This is a genomic window from Kitasatospora sp. NPDC054939 (genome assembly GCF_053610105.1).
The window spans coordinates 1-17,541 of sequence record NZ_JBSGXP010000024.1 but is presented as its reverse complement, the minus strand read 5'-3'; the positions used below and the strand labels follow the sequence as shown (position 1 = coordinate 17,541).

At 74.3% G+C, this 17,541-nt stretch carries 12 protein-coding genes and 1 tRNA gene; 8 read left to right on the top strand and 5 right to left on the bottom strand.

What is annotated here, in order from left to right:
* Positions 1–34: 34 nt before the first annotated feature.
* The gene (locus ACWGB8_RS09890; RefSeq protein ID WP_452212011.1) at positions 35–691 is read right to left on the bottom strand and encodes an ANTAR domain-containing response regulator; all 657 of its coding nucleotides are present in this window, start codon (positions 689–691) and stop codon (positions 35–37) included.
* A gap of 96 nt (positions 692–787) precedes the next feature.
* Between ACWGB8_RS09890 and ACWGB8_RS09885 the strand changes: the two genes are divergently transcribed.
* Positions 788–862 (top strand) — tRNA-Leu (locus ACWGB8_RS09885).
* Between the two features lie 109 nt (positions 863–971).
* The gene (locus ACWGB8_RS09880; RefSeq protein ID WP_452212009.1) at positions 972–1,631 is read left to right on the top strand and encodes a transcriptional regulator; all 660 of its coding nucleotides are present in this window, start codon (positions 972–974) and stop codon (positions 1,629–1,631) included.
* Here the strand turns inward: ACWGB8_RS09880 and ACWGB8_RS09875 are convergent.
* Complete coding sequence (locus ACWGB8_RS09875) at positions 1,603–1,848, bottom strand: helix-turn-helix domain-containing protein (RefSeq protein ID WP_452212007.1); 246 nt, start codon at positions 1,846–1,848, stop codon at positions 1,603–1,605. The two genes, ACWGB8_RS09880 and ACWGB8_RS09875, sit on opposite strands and share 29 nt — an antisense overlap.
* 237 nt (positions 1,849–2,085) lie before the next feature.
* Entirely contained in the window at positions 2,086–3,516 is a 1,431-nt protein-coding gene (gene pyk, locus ACWGB8_RS09870; RefSeq protein ID WP_452212005.1) for a pyruvate kinase, read from the bottom strand.
* Positions 3,517–3,787: 271 nt separating this feature from the next.
* Here pyk and ACWGB8_RS09865 point away from each other — a divergent pair, with 271 nt between their 5' ends.
* The 3 genes from ACWGB8_RS09865 to ACWGB8_RS09855 are packed head-to-tail and all read left to right on the top strand — an operon-like array spanning position 3,788 to position 7,150.
* Entirely contained in the window at positions 3,788–4,885 is a 1,098-nt protein-coding gene (locus ACWGB8_RS09865; protein ID WP_452212003.1) for a hypothetical protein, read from the top strand.
* A 14-nt stretch (positions 4,886–4,899) separates the two neighbouring features.
* Positions 4,900–6,597 (top strand): extracellular solute-binding protein, encoded by a 1,698-nt coding sequence (locus tag ACWGB8_RS09860; RefSeq protein ID WP_452212002.1) that lies wholly within the window; start codon positions 4,900–4,902, stop codon positions 6,595–6,597.
* Positions 6,584–7,150, top strand: a complete 567-nt coding sequence (locus ACWGB8_RS09855) for a hypothetical protein (RefSeq protein ID WP_452212000.1) — start codon at positions 6,584–6,586, stop codon at positions 7,148–7,150. The genes ACWGB8_RS09860 and ACWGB8_RS09855 overlap by 14 nt, the downstream gene beginning before the upstream one ends.
* Positions 7,151–7,195: 45 nt before the next feature.
* Here the strand turns inward: ACWGB8_RS09855 and ACWGB8_RS09850 are convergent, their stop codons facing one another.
* Positions 7,196–10,492: an AAA family ATPase gene (locus tag ACWGB8_RS09850; RefSeq protein ID WP_452211998.1), complete on the bottom strand. Its 3,297-nt coding sequence runs from the start codon at positions 10,490–10,492 to the stop codon at positions 7,196–7,198.
* Positions 10,493–11,298: 806 nt separating this feature from the next.
* Between ACWGB8_RS09850 and ACWGB8_RS09845 the strand changes: the two genes are divergently transcribed.
* Both ACWGB8_RS09845 and ACWGB8_RS09840 read left to right on the top strand, forming a co-directional pair.
* Positions 11,299–11,910 carry a helix-turn-helix transcriptional regulator gene (locus tag ACWGB8_RS09845; RefSeq protein ID WP_452212077.1) on the top strand — a complete coding sequence of 204 codons (612 nt, stop codon included), beginning with the start codon at positions 11,299–11,301 and terminating at the stop codon, positions 11,908–11,910.
* 345 nt (positions 11,911–12,255) lie between these two features.
* Positions 12,256–14,082, top strand: coding sequence for a bifunctional metallophosphatase/5'-nucleotidase (locus ACWGB8_RS09840; protein ID WP_452211996.1), 1,827 nt, complete (start codon positions 12,256–12,258; stop codon positions 14,080–14,082).
* 114 nt (positions 14,083–14,196) lie between these two features.
* Here the strand turns inward: ACWGB8_RS09840 and ACWGB8_RS09835 are convergent, their stop codons facing one another.
* Positions 14,197–15,888: a protein kinase domain-containing protein gene (locus ACWGB8_RS09835; protein WP_452211994.1), complete on the bottom strand. Its 1,692-nt coding sequence runs from the start codon at positions 15,886–15,888 to the stop codon at positions 14,197–14,199.
* Between the two features lie 240 nt (positions 15,889–16,128).
* On the opposite strand from ACWGB8_RS09835, the gene ACWGB8_RS09830 reads away from it, so the two are divergent.
* Positions 16,129–17,493 carry an FAD-dependent oxidoreductase gene (locus ACWGB8_RS09830; RefSeq protein WP_452211993.1) on the top strand — a complete coding sequence of 455 codons (1,365 nt, stop codon included), beginning with the start codon at positions 16,129–16,131 and terminating at the stop codon, positions 17,491–17,493.
* Positions 17,494–17,541 lie beyond the last annotated feature (48 nt).

The following is a 17,541-nucleotide window of genomic DNA, read 5'->3' as shown; positions in this document are numbered from 1 at the left end:
CACTGGCTGCCGGGCCCTTCGGCCTGTCCGCGGACTACTCGCCCCCGGCCTCCTCGGCCTTCTTGCGGTCCTGCGCCTCGCCCTCCTCGATCACGGCCTCCGCGACCGCGGCCATCGTCATCCGACGGTCCATCGAGGTCTTCTGGATCCACCGGAACGCCGCCGGCTCGGTCAGCCCGAACTTCGTCTGCAGCACCGACTTCGCCCGGTCCACCAGCTTGCGGGTCTCCAGCCGCTGGGTGAGGTCCGCGATCTCCTCCTCCAGCGTGCGCATCTCGGTGTACCGCGAGACCGCCATCTCGATCGCCGGCACCAGGTCGCTCTTGCTGAACGGCTTCACGATGTACGCCATCGCCCCGGCGTCGCGCGCCCGGTCCACCAGCTCGCGCTGCGAGAACGCCGTCAGCATCAGCACCGGCGCCAGGTGCGCCTCGTGGATCCGCTCGGCCGCCGACAGCCCGTCCAGCACCGGCATCTTCACGTCGAGGATCGCCAGGTCGGGGCGCAGCTCCTCGACGAGCCTCACCGCCGTCTCGCCGTCCCCGGCCTCGCCGACGACGGTGTACCCCTCCTCTTCGAGCATCTCCTTCAGGTCGAGACGGATCAACGCCTCGTCCTCGGCGATCACGATCCGGGTGATCTGGGGCGATTCGGTCTCAAGCGGCTCGGGCTGCTCGTCGGCGGTGCTCACGGGGCTCCTCGTTCCGGCGGGGGACTGCATGCACGAGGGTACTAAGACACGGTATGTTTGATGTACGACGCGGAGGCGCAAACCTTCGATTCGCAGGCCCCGATAGCCCAATTGGCATGAGGCAATGGTCTCAAACACCATAAAGTGTGGGTTCGAATCCCACTCGGGGCACTTTTCCTTCGAATCGAAGGAAGTGTGACTACTTGAGGCGTTCGCTGGTCCGGGTGAATTGCCCCGTGTTCTCCTCCAGGCGATCGGACGCCCGCGCAGTGTCGACCCCATGTACGACCTCGCGACACGCCAGCGAGCACTGGAACTCCACCGCTCCGGGCTGACCTTCAGCCAGATCAGCCGACTGACCGGGATATCCCGATTCGCCGTCCGCCAGTGGACCTCCGGCCATGTCCCGAGCCCTCGGATGACCGCCGAGTGCCCGGTACAGCCGAACGGGCTGCATCCGGCATGCCCGCGCCCCGACTACGCCTACCTGCTCGGCCTCTATCTGGGCGACGGCTGCCTCAGCCCGGGCCGCCGCCAGGTGTATGCGCTCCGCATCGCCTGCGCGGACTCCTGGCCGGGTCTGATCGAAGCCTGCGAGCAGGCAATCACCCGGGTCATGTCGCACAACAAGGTCCAGCGGGTCCGCGCGCCCGGCTGCACCAGCGTCGTGAGTACCAGCAAGCACTGGCCGTGCCTCTTCCCCCAGCACGGGCCCGGGAAGAAACACGACCGCGCGATAGCCCTGGTGCCCTGGCAGCGGGAGATCGTGAACGCCCATCCATGGGAATTCCTGCGGGGCCTGATCCACTCCGACAGGTGCCGGATCACCAACTGGACCGTCCGCACCGTCGGCGGCGCGTCGAAGCGCTACGAGTACCCGCGGTACTTCTTCACCAACACGTCCGCCGACATCATCGGGCTCTTCGCTCCAGCACCGTGATCGGCGGCATCGTCCCACCGGCCTCGAACCGGGCGATCGCCGGTTGACGCATACCTGCGGCTGCCGCCAACTGGGACTGCGTCATCCCCAGTTCCTCCCGGCGCAGCCGCACGGCATCGCCGAGTTCGAACCGGATCCGGGCCGCGTTGTACGCGGCATCCACGCCCCGGCTCAGGATCTCCTCCCGCATCGCGCGCCACGACGTCCGTTCGGTCATGCCGACCACTCCTCGTCCTCGTCGACCGTGTGCCGCTCCTCGATACAGCGCCGCATCGCCCTCCGCGCCCGCTCCACCTCCGCAGTCGCGCGCATCCGCGACTTGCGGAAGGCCGTGAGCAGGATGATCCTCCACCCAGACGCGATCCAGTACGCCACCCGCAGCGCCACCGACGGGGAACGGGCGGCATTCCCCTTGACGGGGGATGCCGCCCTCGAACTCCGGCGCGGAGCCTGCTCAGTTGTCCAACTGGCCGACGTGGTGGACGCGGACGAGGTTGGTGGAGCCGGCGAGGCCGGGCGGGGAGCCTGCGGTGATGACGACGATGTCGCCCTTCTCGCAGCGGCCGAGGGAGAGCAGTGCGGCGTCGACCTGCTCGACCATCTCGTCGGTGGTGGCGGCGAAGGGGCCGAGGAAGGTCTCCACGCCCCAGGTGAGGGCGAGTTGGCTGCGGACGGCGGGCTCGTAGGTGAAGGCGAGGACGGGGATCGGCGAGCGGTAGCGGGTGAGCCGGCGGGCGGTGTCCCCGGACTGGGTGAAGGCGATGAGGTACTTGGCGTGCAGGAAGTCGCCGATCTCGGCCGCCGCGCGGGCGACCGCGCCGCCCTGGGTGCGGGGCTTGTTGCGCGGGGTGAGCGGCGGCAGGCCGGCGGCGAGGACGTCGGTCTCGGCGGCCTCGATGATGCGGCCCATGGTGCGGACCGTCTCGACGGGGTACTTGCCGACGGAGGTCTCGCCGGAGAGCATCACCGCGTCGGTGCCGTCGAGGACGGCGTTGGCGACGTCGGAGGCCTCGGCGCGGGTGGGCCGGGAGGCGTTGATCATCGAGTCGAGCATCTGGGTGGCGACGATGACCGGCTTGGCGTTGCGCTTGGCCAGCTTGACGGCGCGCTTCTGGACCATCGGGACCTGTTCGAGGGGCATCTCCACGCCCAGGTCGCCGCGGGCCACCATGACGCCGTCGAAGGCGTCGACGATCGATTCGAGGTTCTCGACCGCCTGCGGCTTCTCGATCTTGGCGATGACGGGGATCCGGCGGCCCTCCTCGGCCATGATCCGGTGCACGTCCTCGGCGTCGTGCCCGCTGCGGACGAAGGAGAGCGCGACGAGGTCGGCGCCGGTCCGCAGGGCCCACCGCAGGTCGGCGACGTCCTTGTCGCTGAGTGCGGGGACGGAGACCGCGACGCCGGGGAGGTTGAGGCCCTTGTGGTCGGAGACCAGGCCGCCTTCGAGGACGGTGCAGTGCACGCGCGGGCCGTCGACCTCGACGACCTCCAGGCAGACCCGGCCGTCGTCGACGAGGATGCGCTCGCCGGGGGCGACGTCCGCGGCGAGGCCGGGGTAGGTGGTGCCGCAGAGGTCCTGGGTCCCCACGACGCCTTCGTCGGTGGAGATGGTGAACCGGTCGCCGCGTTCGAGAAGTACAGGGCCCTCGGCGAAGGTGTCGAGGCGGATCTTCGGGCCTTGAAGGTCGACCAGGACGCCGACGCTGCGGCCGGTCTCGTCGGCGGCCTTGCGGACGCGGCGGTACCGCTCCTCGTGCTCGATGTGGGAGCCGTGGCTCAGGTTGAATCGGGCGATGTCCATCCCGGCGTCGACCAGGGCCTTGATCTGGTCGTACGAGTCGGTGGCTGGCCCGAGGGTACAGACGATTTTTGCTCGGCGCATAGTGCTGAGAGTAGGCATTACCGGCGCGTAACAACGACGTTCCATCAGACAGCCGGATGACCTTTGCCGGACGGCGAGTTGAATAATCTGACACATCCCCGCTCCGGTGTGCGAACCGCCTGCGCCGTCCCGTTCGCCGATGCGATTCCGTGAAGGGGTGTTAACCCCCGATTCACCCGGGCTTCCGCCCGTGCTCCCCCGCCGGCGGGACGCTCTTCATCCGCGAGCTCCGCCGGAGCCCGGAGGCAGGGACGAGGGGGAAGCGTTCGGCATGAAGCGTGCGTTGGGGGTGGTGGCGGCACTCGTGCTGCTGGCGGGCGTGGCGGTCGCGCTGCTGCGGTCCGACCCGTCGGGCGGGGGCGGCCCGGTCGTGATCAGCGGGCTGATCGGTTCGGAGAAGCGGGAGTTCTTCCAGGATCCCGAGGTGGTCGCGGAGTTGAAGGCCCGGGGCGTCGAGGTGAAGATCGACAGCACCGGGTCCTGGCTGATGAGCGAGGCCCAGCTCGGCGCGTACGACTTCGCGTTCCCGGCGAGTTCGTCCCCGGCCAACGCGATCAAGGACAAGCAGCAGATCTTCGGCGAGCAGGTGCGGCCGTTCTACTCGCCGCTGGTCGTGGTGGCGCACGCACCGGTCGCCGAGGTGCTGCGGCAGAACGGTCTGGCGAAGCGCTCCGAGTCGGGCGTCTGGACGTTCGCCATGGGCGCCTACGTGGATCTGGTGCAGGCGAAGAAGACCTGGCAGGACCTGAAGGAGACGGCCGGCCACAACGAGCTGGCCGGGGACCTCTACCTGACCACCACGGACCCGGCGGACTCCTCCTCCGGGGCGCTCTACCTGGCCCTGGTCTCGTACCTGGCCAACGGGCGCCAGGTGGTGTCGGACGACGCCGGGGTGGCCCGGGTGGCCGATCCGGTGCGCCGGGTGGTCTCGGTGCAGGGCGGCCAGCGCTCCAGCAGCGACGGGCCGTTCACGGACTTCGTGTCGGGTGCGAGCAGCCCGCTGGTGCTGGCGTACGAGTCGCAGGTGGCCGCGCTGACCGCCAAGGGCAAGGCCACGCCGGGCGGTTCGGCCGGCGACATGGTGGTGCTGTACCCGGACATCACGATCTCCAGCGACCACACCGTGGTCGCGCTGAAGGAGAACGGCAAGCGGCTGGCCGAACTGCTGCGCGACAACGAGAGGTTGCGCACCCTGGCGGCGAAGTACGGCTTCCGGCCGCAGGCCGACCCGGGGGCGCTGAGCAAGGCGGTCTCCGGGAAGCCGGGGCCGCACTTCGCACCCGACCTGGCGGCGGCGCAGGTGCAGCAGGTGCAGGTGCCGACGGTGGAGATGCTGAAGAAGCTGGTCAACACGGCGAAGGGCCGGTGACGGGGGTGGTGGCCATGGGAAGGCGCGACGGACGCGGGCTGCGGCAGCGGGGCGAGCGGCGGCCGGGCGGCCGGCGCCGGGGCGCGGGCCGGCTGCTGGCGGCCGGGGTGGCGCTGCTGGTGGCGGTGGGCTGCACCTCGGGCGGCGGCAGGCCCGCCCCGCGGCCGACCGACGCCCCGGCGACGACCGCCCAGGCGGGCGTGCTGCGGGTGCTGGCCGGCAGCGAACTGCAGGACATCGCCCCGGTGTTGGAGGAGGCGCAGAAGGCCGTCGGGGTGACCGTGCAGTTCGCCTGGACGGGTTCGCTGGACGGCGCGGACGCGGTCTCCACCGGCCGGGCGGACGGCAGGTACGACGCGGTCTGGTTCCCGTCCAACAAGTACCTGCGCCTGGACGAGGCCGGGAAGTCCAGGCTGCTGTCCGAGACCCCGATCGCGGTCTCGCCGGTGGCGGTGGGCGTGCGGGCGTCCGTGCTGGGCGAGTTGGGCTGGGGGGACGGCTCGAAGGTGAGCTGGGCGCAGCTGGCGGAGGCCGCCTCGGCGGGCCGGCTGTCGTACGGCATGGCGGATCCGTCGCGGTCCAACTCGGGCTTCTCGGCGCTCGTCGCGGTGGCGTCGGCGCTGTCGGGGGCGGGTTCGGCGCTGACCACGGAGGACGTGCAGCGGGCGACGCCGGCGCTGAAGAAGTTCTTCACGGGCCAGCGGTTGACCTCGGGTTCGTCGGGTTGGCTGGCGCAGGCGTACACCCGGGCGGAGTCGGGCCGGGTGGGGGCGCTGGTGAACTACGAGTCGGTGCTGCTGTCGTTGAACAAGACGCTGCCGCAGGACCAGCAGTTGACCGTGGTGCGGCCGGTGGACGGGGTGGTGTCGGCGGACTACCCGCTGACGCTGCTGAGTTCGTCGGCACAGCGGGAGCGGGACGCGTTCCAGAAGCTGACCGGGTACCTGCTGAATGAGGACGTGCAGCGGCGGATCTCGGAGTTGACGCTGCGCCGGCCGGTGACGGCGGGGGCGGTGTCGGCGCCGGGCCTGCCGACGGACCGGTTGCGGGAGCTGCCGTTCCCGGGGTCGCGGGCGATCGCGGACGGGCTGCTGTCCTCGTACCAGAACGAGCTGCGGCGGCCGTCGCGGACGGTGTACGTGCTGGACACCTCGGGTTCGATGAAGGGTGACCGGCTGGCGTCGTTGAAGGCGGCGATGGGGCGGCTGGCGGGGACGGACGACACCCGCGGGGTGCGGCGGTTCCGGAACCGGGAGGAGGTCACGCTGATCTCGTTCGCGTCGAAGGTGAAGTCGACGAAGCGGCACGTGGTGCCGGCGACGGGGGCGCAGCCGGGGCCGCAGGAGGTGCTGGCGGCGATCACCGCGGATGTGCAGGGGCTGGTGGCGGACGGGGGGACGGCCGTGTACAGCTCGTTGCAGGAGGCGTACCGGGTGGTCGAGGCGCAGCAGGCGGCCGCGGGTGACGACCGGTTCACGTCGATCGTGCTGATGACGGACGGGGTGAGCAACGAGGGGGCGTCGGACAAGGACTTCCGGGCGTTCCACGAGAAGCTGTCGCCGGCGCAGCGGGCGGTCCCGGTGTTCCCGATCATGTTCGGGGAGGCGGCGAAGGCGCAGTTGCAGGGGATCGCGGACCTGTCGGGCGGGAAGCTGTTCGACGGGACGGCGTCGCTGGACGGGGCGTTCGAGGAGATCCGTGGCTACCAGTAGACCGCCGGTGGGGAAGTCGGGGGAGTCGCCCGCGGGGGCGGGGGGTTCCCGGGTGCTGGAGTACCTGGGGTCGGGTCGCAACCTGGCGGGCTGTGCGGGCGGGGTGTCCGGCCTGGTGCTGCACTTCACGGGGCTGGCCGGCTCGTGGTGGCCGGGTGTGGTGGTGGCGCTGTACGGCGCGGGGGCGCTGCTGTGGCCGGGGAAGGGTCCGGGGTCCGGAAGCTCCGACCGGGCCGTGGGGGCTGGGTCCGCGGCGCCGGTGGGGCAGCGGGCGCCGGGGGGACACGCGCTGCCGGCGTCGGTGGACCGGCTGGCGGCTTCGCTGGTCGGGGTGGAGCTGCCGGGGTCGTCGGGGGTGGCGGAGCTGGTGGAGCGGTTGCGCCGGGGGCCGGAGTCGGCGGAGGCGGAGCGGGTCGCGGAGTGGGGGCTGCCGGTGGCCGTGGACGGCTACCTGCGGGCCCGGACCTGGCAGCCGTGGGTGCCGGGGGCTGCGGATCCGGCGGTGGAGCTGGGCCGGGAGGTCGAGCGGCTGGCGGCGACGCTGCGCGGGTAAGCCGAGGGTGTGGGAGGGGCGGGGCCGGGTGCCGGTCCCGCCCCCTCAGCCGTCGAGGACGCCGCCGAGTTCGGCCCGGCGCCGGACGCCGAGCTTGCGGAAGCTGTGGGTGAGGTGGGTCTCGACGGTGCGGACGGCGAGGTGCAGCAGGCCGGCGATCTCGCCGTTGGAGTGGCCGGCGACGGCGAGGCGGCAGATCCTCAGTTCACTGTCGGTGAGGGCGTCCGTGCCGGTGTGCTCGCCCTTGGTCTGGCGGGCGCCGGTGGCGCGCAGGCCTTCCACGGCGAGGGCGCGCCCGCGCAGGGCGCCGAGGTGTTCGGCCCGGGCGGCGGCCTCGCGCAGGGCCTGGCGGGCGGCGCTGCGGCGGCCGTTGTCACCGAGCAGGCGGCCGAGGCCGATCAGGGCGGGGACGAGTTCGACGTCCAGGTCGGCGCCGCGCAGCAGGTCGACGGCCTCGGCGGCGGTTTCCAGGCCGCGTCGACCACCGGTGGCGGCGCCGAGGGTGCGCAGGGCGCGGCCGACGGTGCGGGGGGTGCCCCAGATGCGGGCGTACCAGAGCTCCTCCTCGGCGAGGGCGACGGCGGGGCCGGGTTCGCCGAGGAGGAGGTGGCAGTCGGCTGCGGCGGTGCGCCAGGGGGTGACGATGGGGCTGAGGACGTGCCGTTCGGTCTGCCGCCGGCCGCATTCGACGAGGTCGGCGAGGGCTGCGGCGGGGTCGCCGGTGGCGAGGTGGAGCAGGCCGCGGGCGTAGAGGAATTCGTTCCACTCCCAGGAGCCGGTCTCCCGGTCGGCGGCGACGGTCCGGGCGAGGCCGTGGGCCTGCCAGAGCCGGCCGGTCTCGACGAGGGCGATGACGGCCTGGGCGACGAGGTGCGCGTTCTGCTGGCCGAGGAGTTCGGCGTAGCGGCCCCGGGCGGGGCGGGCGTCCGCCGGGATGCCGTGCCACCAGCTGCGGCTGCCGGGCGCGTCGGGGGCGGCGGGTTCGGGGGCGCCGGGTTCGGTGAGGCCGAGTTCTTCCAGGAGGGCCTGGTACTCGCCGCGCATGGTGTGCGATTCGGCGCGCACGCTGAGCAGGCACTGGTAGCCGGGGTCGAGGCTGGGGCCGCGGTGGTTGGCGAGGCCGCGGGTGACGAGTTCGTCGGCGACGGGCAGCCGGTCGGCCCACTGGGCGAGGGTGGCGGCGGAGGCCAGGACGTAGGAGCGGCAGAGCGGTTCGACCCGGGCCTGGACGAGTTCGTCGACGCGGACGGCGACTTCGGCGGCGGAGAGGACGCCGCTGGTGGAGTCGAACTCGGTGAGCAGGGCGTGCGCGGCGGGGGCGAGGCGGTGCGGGGTGCGGGCGGCGATCCGCTGGAGGCCCTCGACGACCTGGAGCCAGCTGTGGCCGTCGTGCGAGGCGATCAGGGCGGCGGCGGCCTGCACGGCCTGGACGAGGTCCTCGCGGTCGGCGAAGCGTTCGGTGAGCTCCTCCAGGACTTCGAGGGCGGCGGTGGTGTCGCCGCGGGCGGCGAGGACGGCGCCGAGGGTGTTGGCGGCGCGGAAGACGTCCTCGTCGGACTGTCGGAGGTGGACGGCCTCGGCGAGCCGGCGTACGCCGGTGGTGCGTTCGGCCGGTCCGAGGGTGACCTCCAGGCTGCCGAGGTCGGTGAGGAGCAGGCCGCGCCGGCGGTCACCGAGGGGTTCGTCGAGGGCGCGGCGGAGCAGGGCGACGGCGTCGGCGGGGCGGCCGGCGCGTTCGGCGGCGCGGGCGGCGGCGCGCAGCAGGTCGGCGGCCCAGCGGGGGCCGGGGGCGGGGGTGAGCAGCAGGTGGCCGGCCACGAGCTCGTCGCACGCTCCGCGCCGGTGCATGGACTCGGCGGCGGCCAGGTGGACTTCGGCCCTGCGGTGGCGGGGCTGGCCGGCCAGGACGGCGTCGGCGAGCAGCGGGTGGGCGAAGCGCGGCCAGGGGTCGTCGGTGGTGGGCCGGTCGGCGGTGGGCGCCCGGTCGGGTTCGGCTGCAGGGCCTGTGGCGGGTCCGGCGGCGGGGACGGGCCCGAAGGCGGTCGGCCGCAGGGGTGCGGAGCCCGGGTGCGGCGCCGTGAGCAGGCCGTGGCCGGTGAGTTCGTCCAGCCAGGCGGCGGTCTGCGCGGGGTCGGCGTCGCACAGTTCGGCGAGCATCGCGGCGGGGTCGGCGTGGCAGGGGGCCGGGTGGCCGGAGGCCTCCCGGTCGGCGGGGGCGCCGTCGCGGGTGCGGGCGGCGGGGTGCCGGTGGAGTTCGGCGAGGGTGCGGGCGGCGGCCAGGGAGGCTTCGCCGCCGCCGCGCAGCCAGTGCTCGACGGCTTCGGGGAATGCCTCGCCGCGGTGGCGGCTGCGGCTGTCGGGGAGGGCGGTGGCGTCGGCGGGCAGTGGGTGGGCGGCCAGGTCCGCGAGGAGGGCGGTGAGCAGCAGCGGGTTGCCGCCGGTGGCGCGGACGCAGTCGGCGGCGAGCGCGTCGCCGAACCGGCGCCCCGGCCCCGGCCGGTCGACCCCCGGCTGATCGACTCCCGGCCAGCCGCCCCCCGGACGCTCCACCGGTTCGCCGCTGCCCGGCCGGGCGGCGGTGTACCGGTGGACCAGCCGGGTCGCGGCCCCGGGGCCGAGCGGACCGAGCCGGCAGCCGGTGACCAGGGCGGGCGGCAGGTCCCGGCCGAAGCGCGGGTCGGTGTGCTCGGGCCCGTACTGGCGGCGCTCGGTGGCGAGCAGCAGCACCGGCAGCCGGTCGATGCGCCGGCCGACCTGGAGCAGCCAGGCGCGGGAGGCCTCGTCGGCGTGGTGGACGTCGTCGACCGCCAGCAGCAGCGGGCCCCGGGCGGCCCGGCGGCGCAGCAGGGCCCAGAGGGCCTGTGCCGGATCCGGGCCGGGCGCGGTGCCGGGGTCTGCGGCGTCGTGGTCGGCGGAGGAGCGCTCATGGTCGTCGGGGCCGGTCTCGAAGAGCTGGCGGGCGGCGGCGTACGGGATGGCGGCCTCGTCGGCGGAGCAGCGGGCCCGGAGCACGGTGCTGCCGTGCGCGGCCTCGCGGTGGGCGGCCTCGGCGAGCAGAGCGCTGCGACCGGTGCCGGTGGCGCCGGTGACGACGAGGACGCTGCCGTGGCCGGCCCGGGCGCGTTCGGCGCGTTCGGTGATCCGTTCGAGGTGCGGTCGACGTTCCTCCAGGTAGGGGCGGCCGTCCGGACCGGATGCCGCCGGGGCGGCCGCGAACGGCCCGTCGTGGGTGCAGGACGTCCCGTACGGGCAGGGCTCGGCGGGCGGCGGGCCCGCGTCGGCCCGCGGTGCGCTGCGGACCGCCGTCTCCGGCGGCCGTCGGCGTGCGCTGACGGTGTTCATGCTGCTCCCTCCCCGGCGTCCCCCCGACCGGTGGCCGAACGGGCACATTCGACCCCCATCCAGGGGAAACGGCTTGACGCCGGGTCGGCGACTCGGCTAGCGGTGTGATTCTCGTCGCAGTCGGGTCGTCCGCCCACCACCGGCCCCCTCCCCCCGCCCGGCTCCGGCCCCGCCGCGCACGCCCCGTACGGCACCGTACAGCCGCGTACGGCCCGGTCAGGGGCGCCCGCCCGGGTGCGCGGGCCCGTCGCCGGCCGCCCTGCGACCGGCCGGGCCGGGTCCGGCCGGGCCCCCCGCCGGAGCGCCGGCGCGGCCCGCGAGGTCCGCCCGACCACGACCCGTACGGCCGATCTCGTGGTGCACCACGATGGCCGCGGAGGTGGACCGCTGGGGACGATGGAGCCTGTCCCGGGGGGCAAAGACGCACCCCGACCGTTTCGGCCCCCGCCACCAGCCATCCCCAGGCACCGTCCTGCGCGGCGCGTCATGCCCGCCCGACGGTGTGGCCGGGCCCGACCTCAGGAGGGGCCGGCTTGACTGTCCTGCACACGGAGCACGAACCGTTCGCGTCCACACCGCGCGGCACCGCCCAGCGCGCGCTCGGGGTCCGCCCCCAGGGCGGGCACCCGCCGGCCGCCCACGCGGCGCCGGTCCACGGCGGCGCGGTCCCGCCGGCCGTCCACGCGCAGTCCGCGCGGGTCGCCGCGCAGCGCACGGCCCCCGGGCAGCGGGCCGTCGCACCGCAGCGCACCGCCGCGCCGGCGCAGCGCCCGGGGGGCGGCCCCGCGGCCCGGACCCGGGTGACCGTGCACGTCCACGCCGCCGACCCGATCACCCGGGCGGGCGCGGAGGCGCAGCTGCGCCAGTGCCCCGAGCTGGAGATCGCCGAGGAGGGTGCGGCGCCGGCGCCGGGCGCGGTGGCCGTGGTGCTGGTCGAGACGGCCGACGCGACGGCCCTGGCCTCGCTGCGCCGGCTGGTGCGCGGCGGTGAGCAGCGGGTGGTGCTGGTCGTGGAGCGGATGCGCGAGGCCGAGCTGCTGGACGCGGTGGAGTGCGGCGTGGCGGCGATCCTGTGGCGGCGGGAGGCGACGGCGGTCCGGCTGGGCCGTGCGGTGCTGGCCGCGGCGCGCGGGGACGGCGATCTGCCGGCCGATCTGCTGGGCCGGCTGATCGCCCAGGTGGGGCGCCTGCAGCGGAGTGTCCAGGGGCTGCCGGGGTACGTGCCGCCGGGGCTGTCGGAGCGCGAGTCGGACGTGCTGCGGCTGGTCGCGGAGGGCTGGGACACCGGGGAGATCGCGGCCCAGCTGTCGTACTCGGAGCGGACGGTCAAGAACGTGCTGCACGGGCTGACCACCCGTCTGCAGCTGCGCAACCGGGCGCACGCGGTGGCGCACGCGCTGCGCGAGGGCTACATCTAGGCCGTTCCCGGCGGGCGCGACCGCCGGGGACGTCCGGCGCGTGCGCGGGCCGGCCGCCGCACTCCTCCCCGGGGTGCGGCGGCCGGCCCGGCGGCATTCCCGGGCCGCGGTCGGACGTCGCCCGGGCCCGCCGCCCGCCCGGGGCCGCCGTCCGGGAACGCCCGGTGCCGGTCACCGTCCCGGTCACGAACGAGTCGCCAAGATCTCACCTGTCGGACAGCTCCGGGGGCTATCCATCCGCTCCGGCCCGCGGCACACTTCTACGCGCGTCACCTACGCGCGTCACCCGCAGCGGAGGTGACGGGCCGTTTCTTCCAGCAAGCCCCCCACCCGGGAGTCGCCTCCATGCCCCTGAACCGCCGTGACTTCGTCGCCCGGTCCGCCGCCACCGCCGCCGGTGCCGCCCTGGCCGGCGGCGCGACGCTCGCCGCCGCCTCCCCCGCCGCGGCGGCCCCCGCGCCCGACGCCCGCGCCAAGGGCCGGGGCAAGCGGCAGGCGTTCACCGTCATGGGCACCACCGACCTGCACGGCCGGGTGCTGAACTGGGACTACTTCACCGACGCCGTCTACGCCGACAAGGCCCACAACGAGGTCGGCCTCGCCAAGATCTCCACGCTGGCCAAGCAGGTCCGCGAGGAGAAGGGCTGGGACCGCACCCTGCTCATCGACGCCGGCGACACCATCCAGGGCACCCAGCTGACGTACTACTACGCCCGGGTCGAGCCGATCGCGACCGACGCCGACGAGGCGCCCGAGCACCCGATGGCGCTCGCCATGAACACCATGGAGTACACCGCCGCCGCGCTCGGCAACCACGAGTTCAACTACGGCATCGACACCCTGCGCGCCTTCGAGGAGCAGCTCGACTTCCCGCTGCTCGGCGCCAACGCGCTGAACGCCCGCAACGAGCGGCCCGCGTTCCCGCCGTACGTCATCCGCAAGCTCAAGCTGGACCGCGGCCCGGCGCTGAAGGTCGGCATCCTCGGCCTGACCAACCCCGGCATCGCGCTCTGGGACAAGGCGAACGTCGCCGGGAAGATGACCTTCCCCGGCATCGTGGAGACCGCGCGGACCTGGGTGCCGAGGATGAAGGCCGCCGGCGCGGACGTCATCGTGGTCGCGGCCCACTCGGGCGTGGACGAGGCCACCTCCTACGGCGACCAGCTGCCCTGGGCGGAGAACGCCTCCGGCGCGCTGGCCGAGCAGGTGCCCGGCATCGACGCGATCCTGGTGGGCCACGCCCACAAGGAGGTCCCGCAGCGGCTGATCACCAACAAGGAGACCGGCCGCACGGTCGTGCTCTCCGAGCCGCTCTGCTGGGGCCAGCGGCTCACCTGCTTCGACTTCGAGGTGGAGTTCGAGCAGGGCGCCTGGAAGGTGGTCTCGCTCGCCGCGCGGGTGCTGAACTCCAACACCGTGCCGGAGGACCCGGAGATCGTCGGGCTGATGACCGAGCAGCACAGGAAGGTCGTCGACTACGTCAACCAGGTCATCGGCACGGCGAAGACCGAGCTGTCCATCGCCGAGGCGCCGTTCCGCGACACCCCGATCATCGACCTGATCGGCCGGGTGCAGGCCGACGTGGTCCGCGAGGCGCTGGCCGGCGGCCAGTACGCCGCGCTGCCGGTGCTGGCGCAGGCCGCGCCGTTCAACCGCACCGCCCGCATCCCGGCCGGCCAGGTCAAGCTGCGCGACGCGGCCGGGCTGTACATCTACGAGAACACCCTGGAGGCGCGGATCCTGACCGGCGCCCAGCTCAAGGACTACCTGGAGTTCTCTGCGAGGTACTACAACCAGCTGGCCCCCGGCGCCCCGGTCGACCGGGCCGCGCTCACCAACGCGGGCAACACCCCGGACTACAACTACGACTCGGTGTACGGCGTCTCGTACGACATCGACATCGCCCGGCCGGTCGGCTCGCGGATCGTCGGCCTCTCCTTCGAGGGCAAGCCGATCGACCCGGCCCGGCAGTTCGTGCTCGCCGTCAACAACTACCGCGCCAACGGCGGCGGCAACTTCCCGCACGTCGCCGCCGCGCCGAAGGTGTGGGCCAACTCGGACGAGATCCGCAACGCGATGATCGCCTGGGTGAAGGCGAAGGGCGTCCTGGACCCGGCCGACTTCGCCACCGACTCGTGGAAGCTGGTCCGCGACGGCCTGCCGGTGTTCTGACCCCGCCGCACCTGCGGACCCGGGCCCCGGGGCGCGCCCCCCGCCGGGCGCGGCCCGGGGCTCCTGCCGTCCGGGGCGGGGCCGCCCGGGACCGCCCCGGGACCGCGCCGGGGCCTACGGCTTCCGTACCTCCAGGATGTCGACCACGAACACCAGGGTGTCGGTGCCCTTGATCTCGCCGGTGCCCTGGGAGCCGTAGCCGAGGGCCGGCGGCACGGCGAACTCCAGCCGGCTGCCGGCCTGCTTGCCCGTCAGGGCGATGTCCCAGCCCTTGATGACCTGGCCGATGCCGATCTGCGCGGTGAAGGGCTCGCCGCGGGCGAAGGAGCTGTCGAGGACCTCGGCGCGGTCCCAGGGCTGCAGCAGGTAGTGGCAGGCGATGTGGTCGCCCTCGGCGACGGTGGCGCCGCTGCCCTGGACCACGGTGCGCAGCACGAGTTCGGCCGGCGCCTCGCCGCGCCCGACGGCGAGGGTCGGCGTCTCGCCGAACGCCCGGCCGGAGGTGATCGCGGGCAGCGGGCCGTCCTCGGCGGGCGGGGTGGTCGCGTCCGCCGCGGCGGGCGGGGAGGACGTCCCCTCCGGGGCGGCCGTCCCGTCGGAGGAGTCCGCGGCCGGGGCCGCGCCCGGGTCGGTGGACCCGGAGGGCGCCGGCTGCCGCCCGGACGGGCCGCCCTTGTCGTCGGTGTCGCCGAGGGTGCGCAGCAGGGCGATCGTCCCGCCGCCGACGGCCAGCGCCCCGCCCGCGCCGGCGAACAGCAGGGAGCGCCGGGACAGTCCGCGCCGGGCCGCGGGCGCGGCGGTGGTGACGGCCCCGGCCCCCGCGCCGGCGGAGGTCCCGGCGTCGCCGGAGGTCGCCGCCGTAAGGCCCGTCCCGGAGGTCCCGAACGTCCCCGCCGGCGGCACGAGCGGCAGGGCGGTGGCCGTGGCCGCCGCGTGCGCCGCCTCCTGCCGTCCCAGCACCATGGTGCTGTGCTGCGGCGGCAGCCACTGCCCGCGCGGCAGGGTGGCGCCGACGGCGAACTGCTCCCGCAGCTGCGCCACGGTGGGCCGGTCGGCCGGGTCCTTGGCGAGGCAGCGGGCGACGGTGGGGCGCAGTGCGGCGGGGACGCCGTCGAGTTCGGGTTCGCCCTCGATGGTGCGGTAGATCAGCGCGAGCGGGTCGCCCTGGCCGTACGGGCCGTGGCCGGTGGCGGCGAAGACGAGGGTGGCGCCGAGGGCGTGGACGTCGGTGGCGGGGCCGACGCCGGTGCCGCGCAGTTGCTCGGGGGCCATGTAGCCGGGGGTGCCGGGGGCCGTGCCGGTCATGGTGATCTGGGTGTGGTCGCCGGCCCGGGCGATGCCGAAGTCGATGACCCGGGGGCCGTCGTCGGCGAGCAGGACGTTGGAGGGCTTGAGGTCGCGGTGGGTGAGTCCGGCGCCGTGGATGGCCTCCAGGGCGGCGGCGATGCCGGCGACCAGGGCGTACTGGGAGGCTTCGGGCAGCGGTCCGGCGGTGGCGACGGCCTCGGTGACCGAGACTCCGGCGATGTACTCGGTGGCCAGCCAGGGGCGGGTGGCCTCCGGGTCGGCGTCGAGGACGGCGGCGGTGAACCGGCCGTCGACCCGGCGGGCGGCCTCGACCTCGCGGGCGAAGCGCCGCCGGAACTCGGTGTCGTGGGCGTACTCGCTGCGCGCGGCCTTGATGGCGGCGAGCCGCCGGTCGGCGGAGCGGCCGAGGAACACCTCGCCCATGCCGCCGCTGCCGAGGCGTCCCACCAGTTCGTACGTGCCGATCCGCTCCGGATCGCCGGCCACCAGCGGCTGCATCGCTCGGTCCTCTCCCGTCGGGCGGATGTGAGCGTACCGCCGCGGCGGCCGCCGGTTCGACGGCCACCCCCGGTCCGAGTCCGGTCCGAGTCCTGCCCGAGTCCGGTTCGAGCCCGGGCCGACCCCCGCCCCATAGGGCTGAGCTATGACCTCATAGGTTCATACCACCTACTGTTGAACACCTTCGCGGGGTTGGCTTCGACCAAGCCGCCCCGCCCGCCGTCCGGAGGAACGCCCACCATGACACGTCCCATCCGCGTCGCGATCGTCGGCGCCGGCCCCGCCGGCATCTACGCCGCCGACGCACTGCTGAAGTCCGACGCCGCCCGGGAGCCCGGGGTCTCCATCGACCTGTTCGAGCGGATGCCGGCGCCGTTCGGGCTGATCAGGTACGGCGTGGCGCCGGACCACCCGCGGATCAAGGGCATCGTCACGGCGCTCCACCAGGTGCTGGACAAGCCGCAGATCCGGCTGTTCGGCAACGTCGACTACCCGAACGACCTGGCCCTGGACGACCTGCACCGCTTCTACGACGCCGTGGTCTTCTCCACCGGCGCGATGGCCGACCGGGCGCTCGACGTCCCCGGCATCCGGCTGGAGGGCTCGTACGGCGCCGCCGACTTCGTCTCCTGGTACGACGGGCACCCGGACGTGCCGCGGACCTGGCCGCTGGAGGCCGAGCAGGTCGCCGTCCTGGGGGTCGGCAACGTCGCCCTGGACGTCGCCCGGGTGCTCGCCAAGACCGCCGACGAGCTGCTGCCGACCGAGATCCCGCCGAACGTGTACGACGGCCTGAAGCAGAACCGGGCGGTGGACGTGCACGTCTTCGGCCGGCGCGGACCGGCGCAGGCCAAGTTCAGCCCGATGGAGCTGCGCGAGCTCGACCACTCCCCCACCATCGAGGTCGTCGTCGACCCGGAGGACATCGAGTACGACGACGGCTCGATCGCCACCCGCCGGGGCAACAAGCAGGCCGACATGGTCGCCGCGACGCTGGAGAACTGGGCGATCCGCGACCCCGGCACCCGCCCGCACCGGATCTTCCTGCACTTCTTCGAGTCCCCGGTGGAGGTGCTCGGCGAGGACGGCCGGGTGGTCGGCCTGCGCACCGAGCGCACCGAGCTGGACGGCACCGGCAACGTCCGGGGCACCGGCCGCTTCCGGGACTGGGACGTCCAGGCCGTCTACCGGGCGGTCGGCTACTACTCGGACGAGCTGCCGAAGCTGCCGTTCGACCCGGTGTCCGGCACCGTCCCCAACGAGGCGGGCCGGGTGCTGGCCGCCGACGGCTCCCACCAGGAGGCCGCGTACGTCACCGGGTGGATCAAGCGCGGGCCGGTCGGCCTGATCGGCCACACCAAGGGCGACGCCAACGAGACCGTGGCCTGCCTGCTCGCCGACCACGCCGCGGGCCGGCTGCCCGGCGCCGTCGAGCCGGACCCGGAGGCGGTCACCGCCCACCTGGAGCAGCGCGGCACCCGGTACACCACGTGGGACGGCTGGAAGCTGCTGGACGCCCACGAGCGCGCGCTGGGCGCCGCCGAGGACCGCGAGCGGGTCAAGGTGGTCGAGCGCGCGGACATGCTGCGCCACAGCGGGGCCTGACGCCCCGTCCCCGCTGCCGCCCTCCCGTGCGCCGGCCCGGTGCCCGGG

What these genes read in the sequence shown, in the direction of transcription:
- ACWGB8_RS09875 (WP_452212007.1), bottom strand. Translation starts at nt 1,848, where the DNA reads ATGACCGAACGGACGTCGTGGCGCGCGATGCGGGAGGAGATCCTGAGC.
- ACWGB8_RS09840 (WP_452211996.1), top strand. Translation starts at nt 12,256, where the DNA reads ATGCCCCTGAACCGCCGTGACTTCGTCGCCCGGTCCGCCGCCACCGCC.
- ACWGB8_RS09865 (WP_452212003.1), top strand. Translation starts at nt 3,788, where the DNA reads ATGAAGCGTGCGTTGGGGGTGGTGGCGGCACTCGTGCTGCTGGCGGGC.
- ACWGB8_RS09835 (WP_452211994.1), bottom strand. Translation starts at nt 15,888, where the DNA reads ATGCAGCCGCTGGTGGCCGGCGATCCGGAGCGGATCGGCACGTACGAA.
- ACWGB8_RS09830 (WP_452211993.1), top strand. Translation starts at nt 16,129, where the DNA reads ATGACACGTCCCATCCGCGTCGCGATCGTCGGCGCCGGCCCCGCCGGC.
- pyk (WP_452212005.1), bottom strand. Translation starts at nt 3,516, where the DNA reads ATGCGCCGAGCAAAAATCGTCTGTACCCTCGGGCCAGCCACCGACTCG.
- ACWGB8_RS09850 (WP_452211998.1), bottom strand. Translation starts at nt 10,492, where the DNA reads ATGAACACCGTCAGCGCACGCCGACGGCCGCCGGAGACGGCGGTCCGC.
- ACWGB8_RS09860 (WP_452212002.1), top strand. Translation starts at nt 4,900, where the DNA reads ATGGGAAGGCGCGACGGACGCGGGCTGCGGCAGCGGGGCGAGCGGCGG.
- ACWGB8_RS09880 (WP_452212009.1), top strand. Translation starts at nt 972, where the DNA reads ATGTACGACCTCGCGACACGCCAGCGAGCACTGGAACTCCACCGCTCC.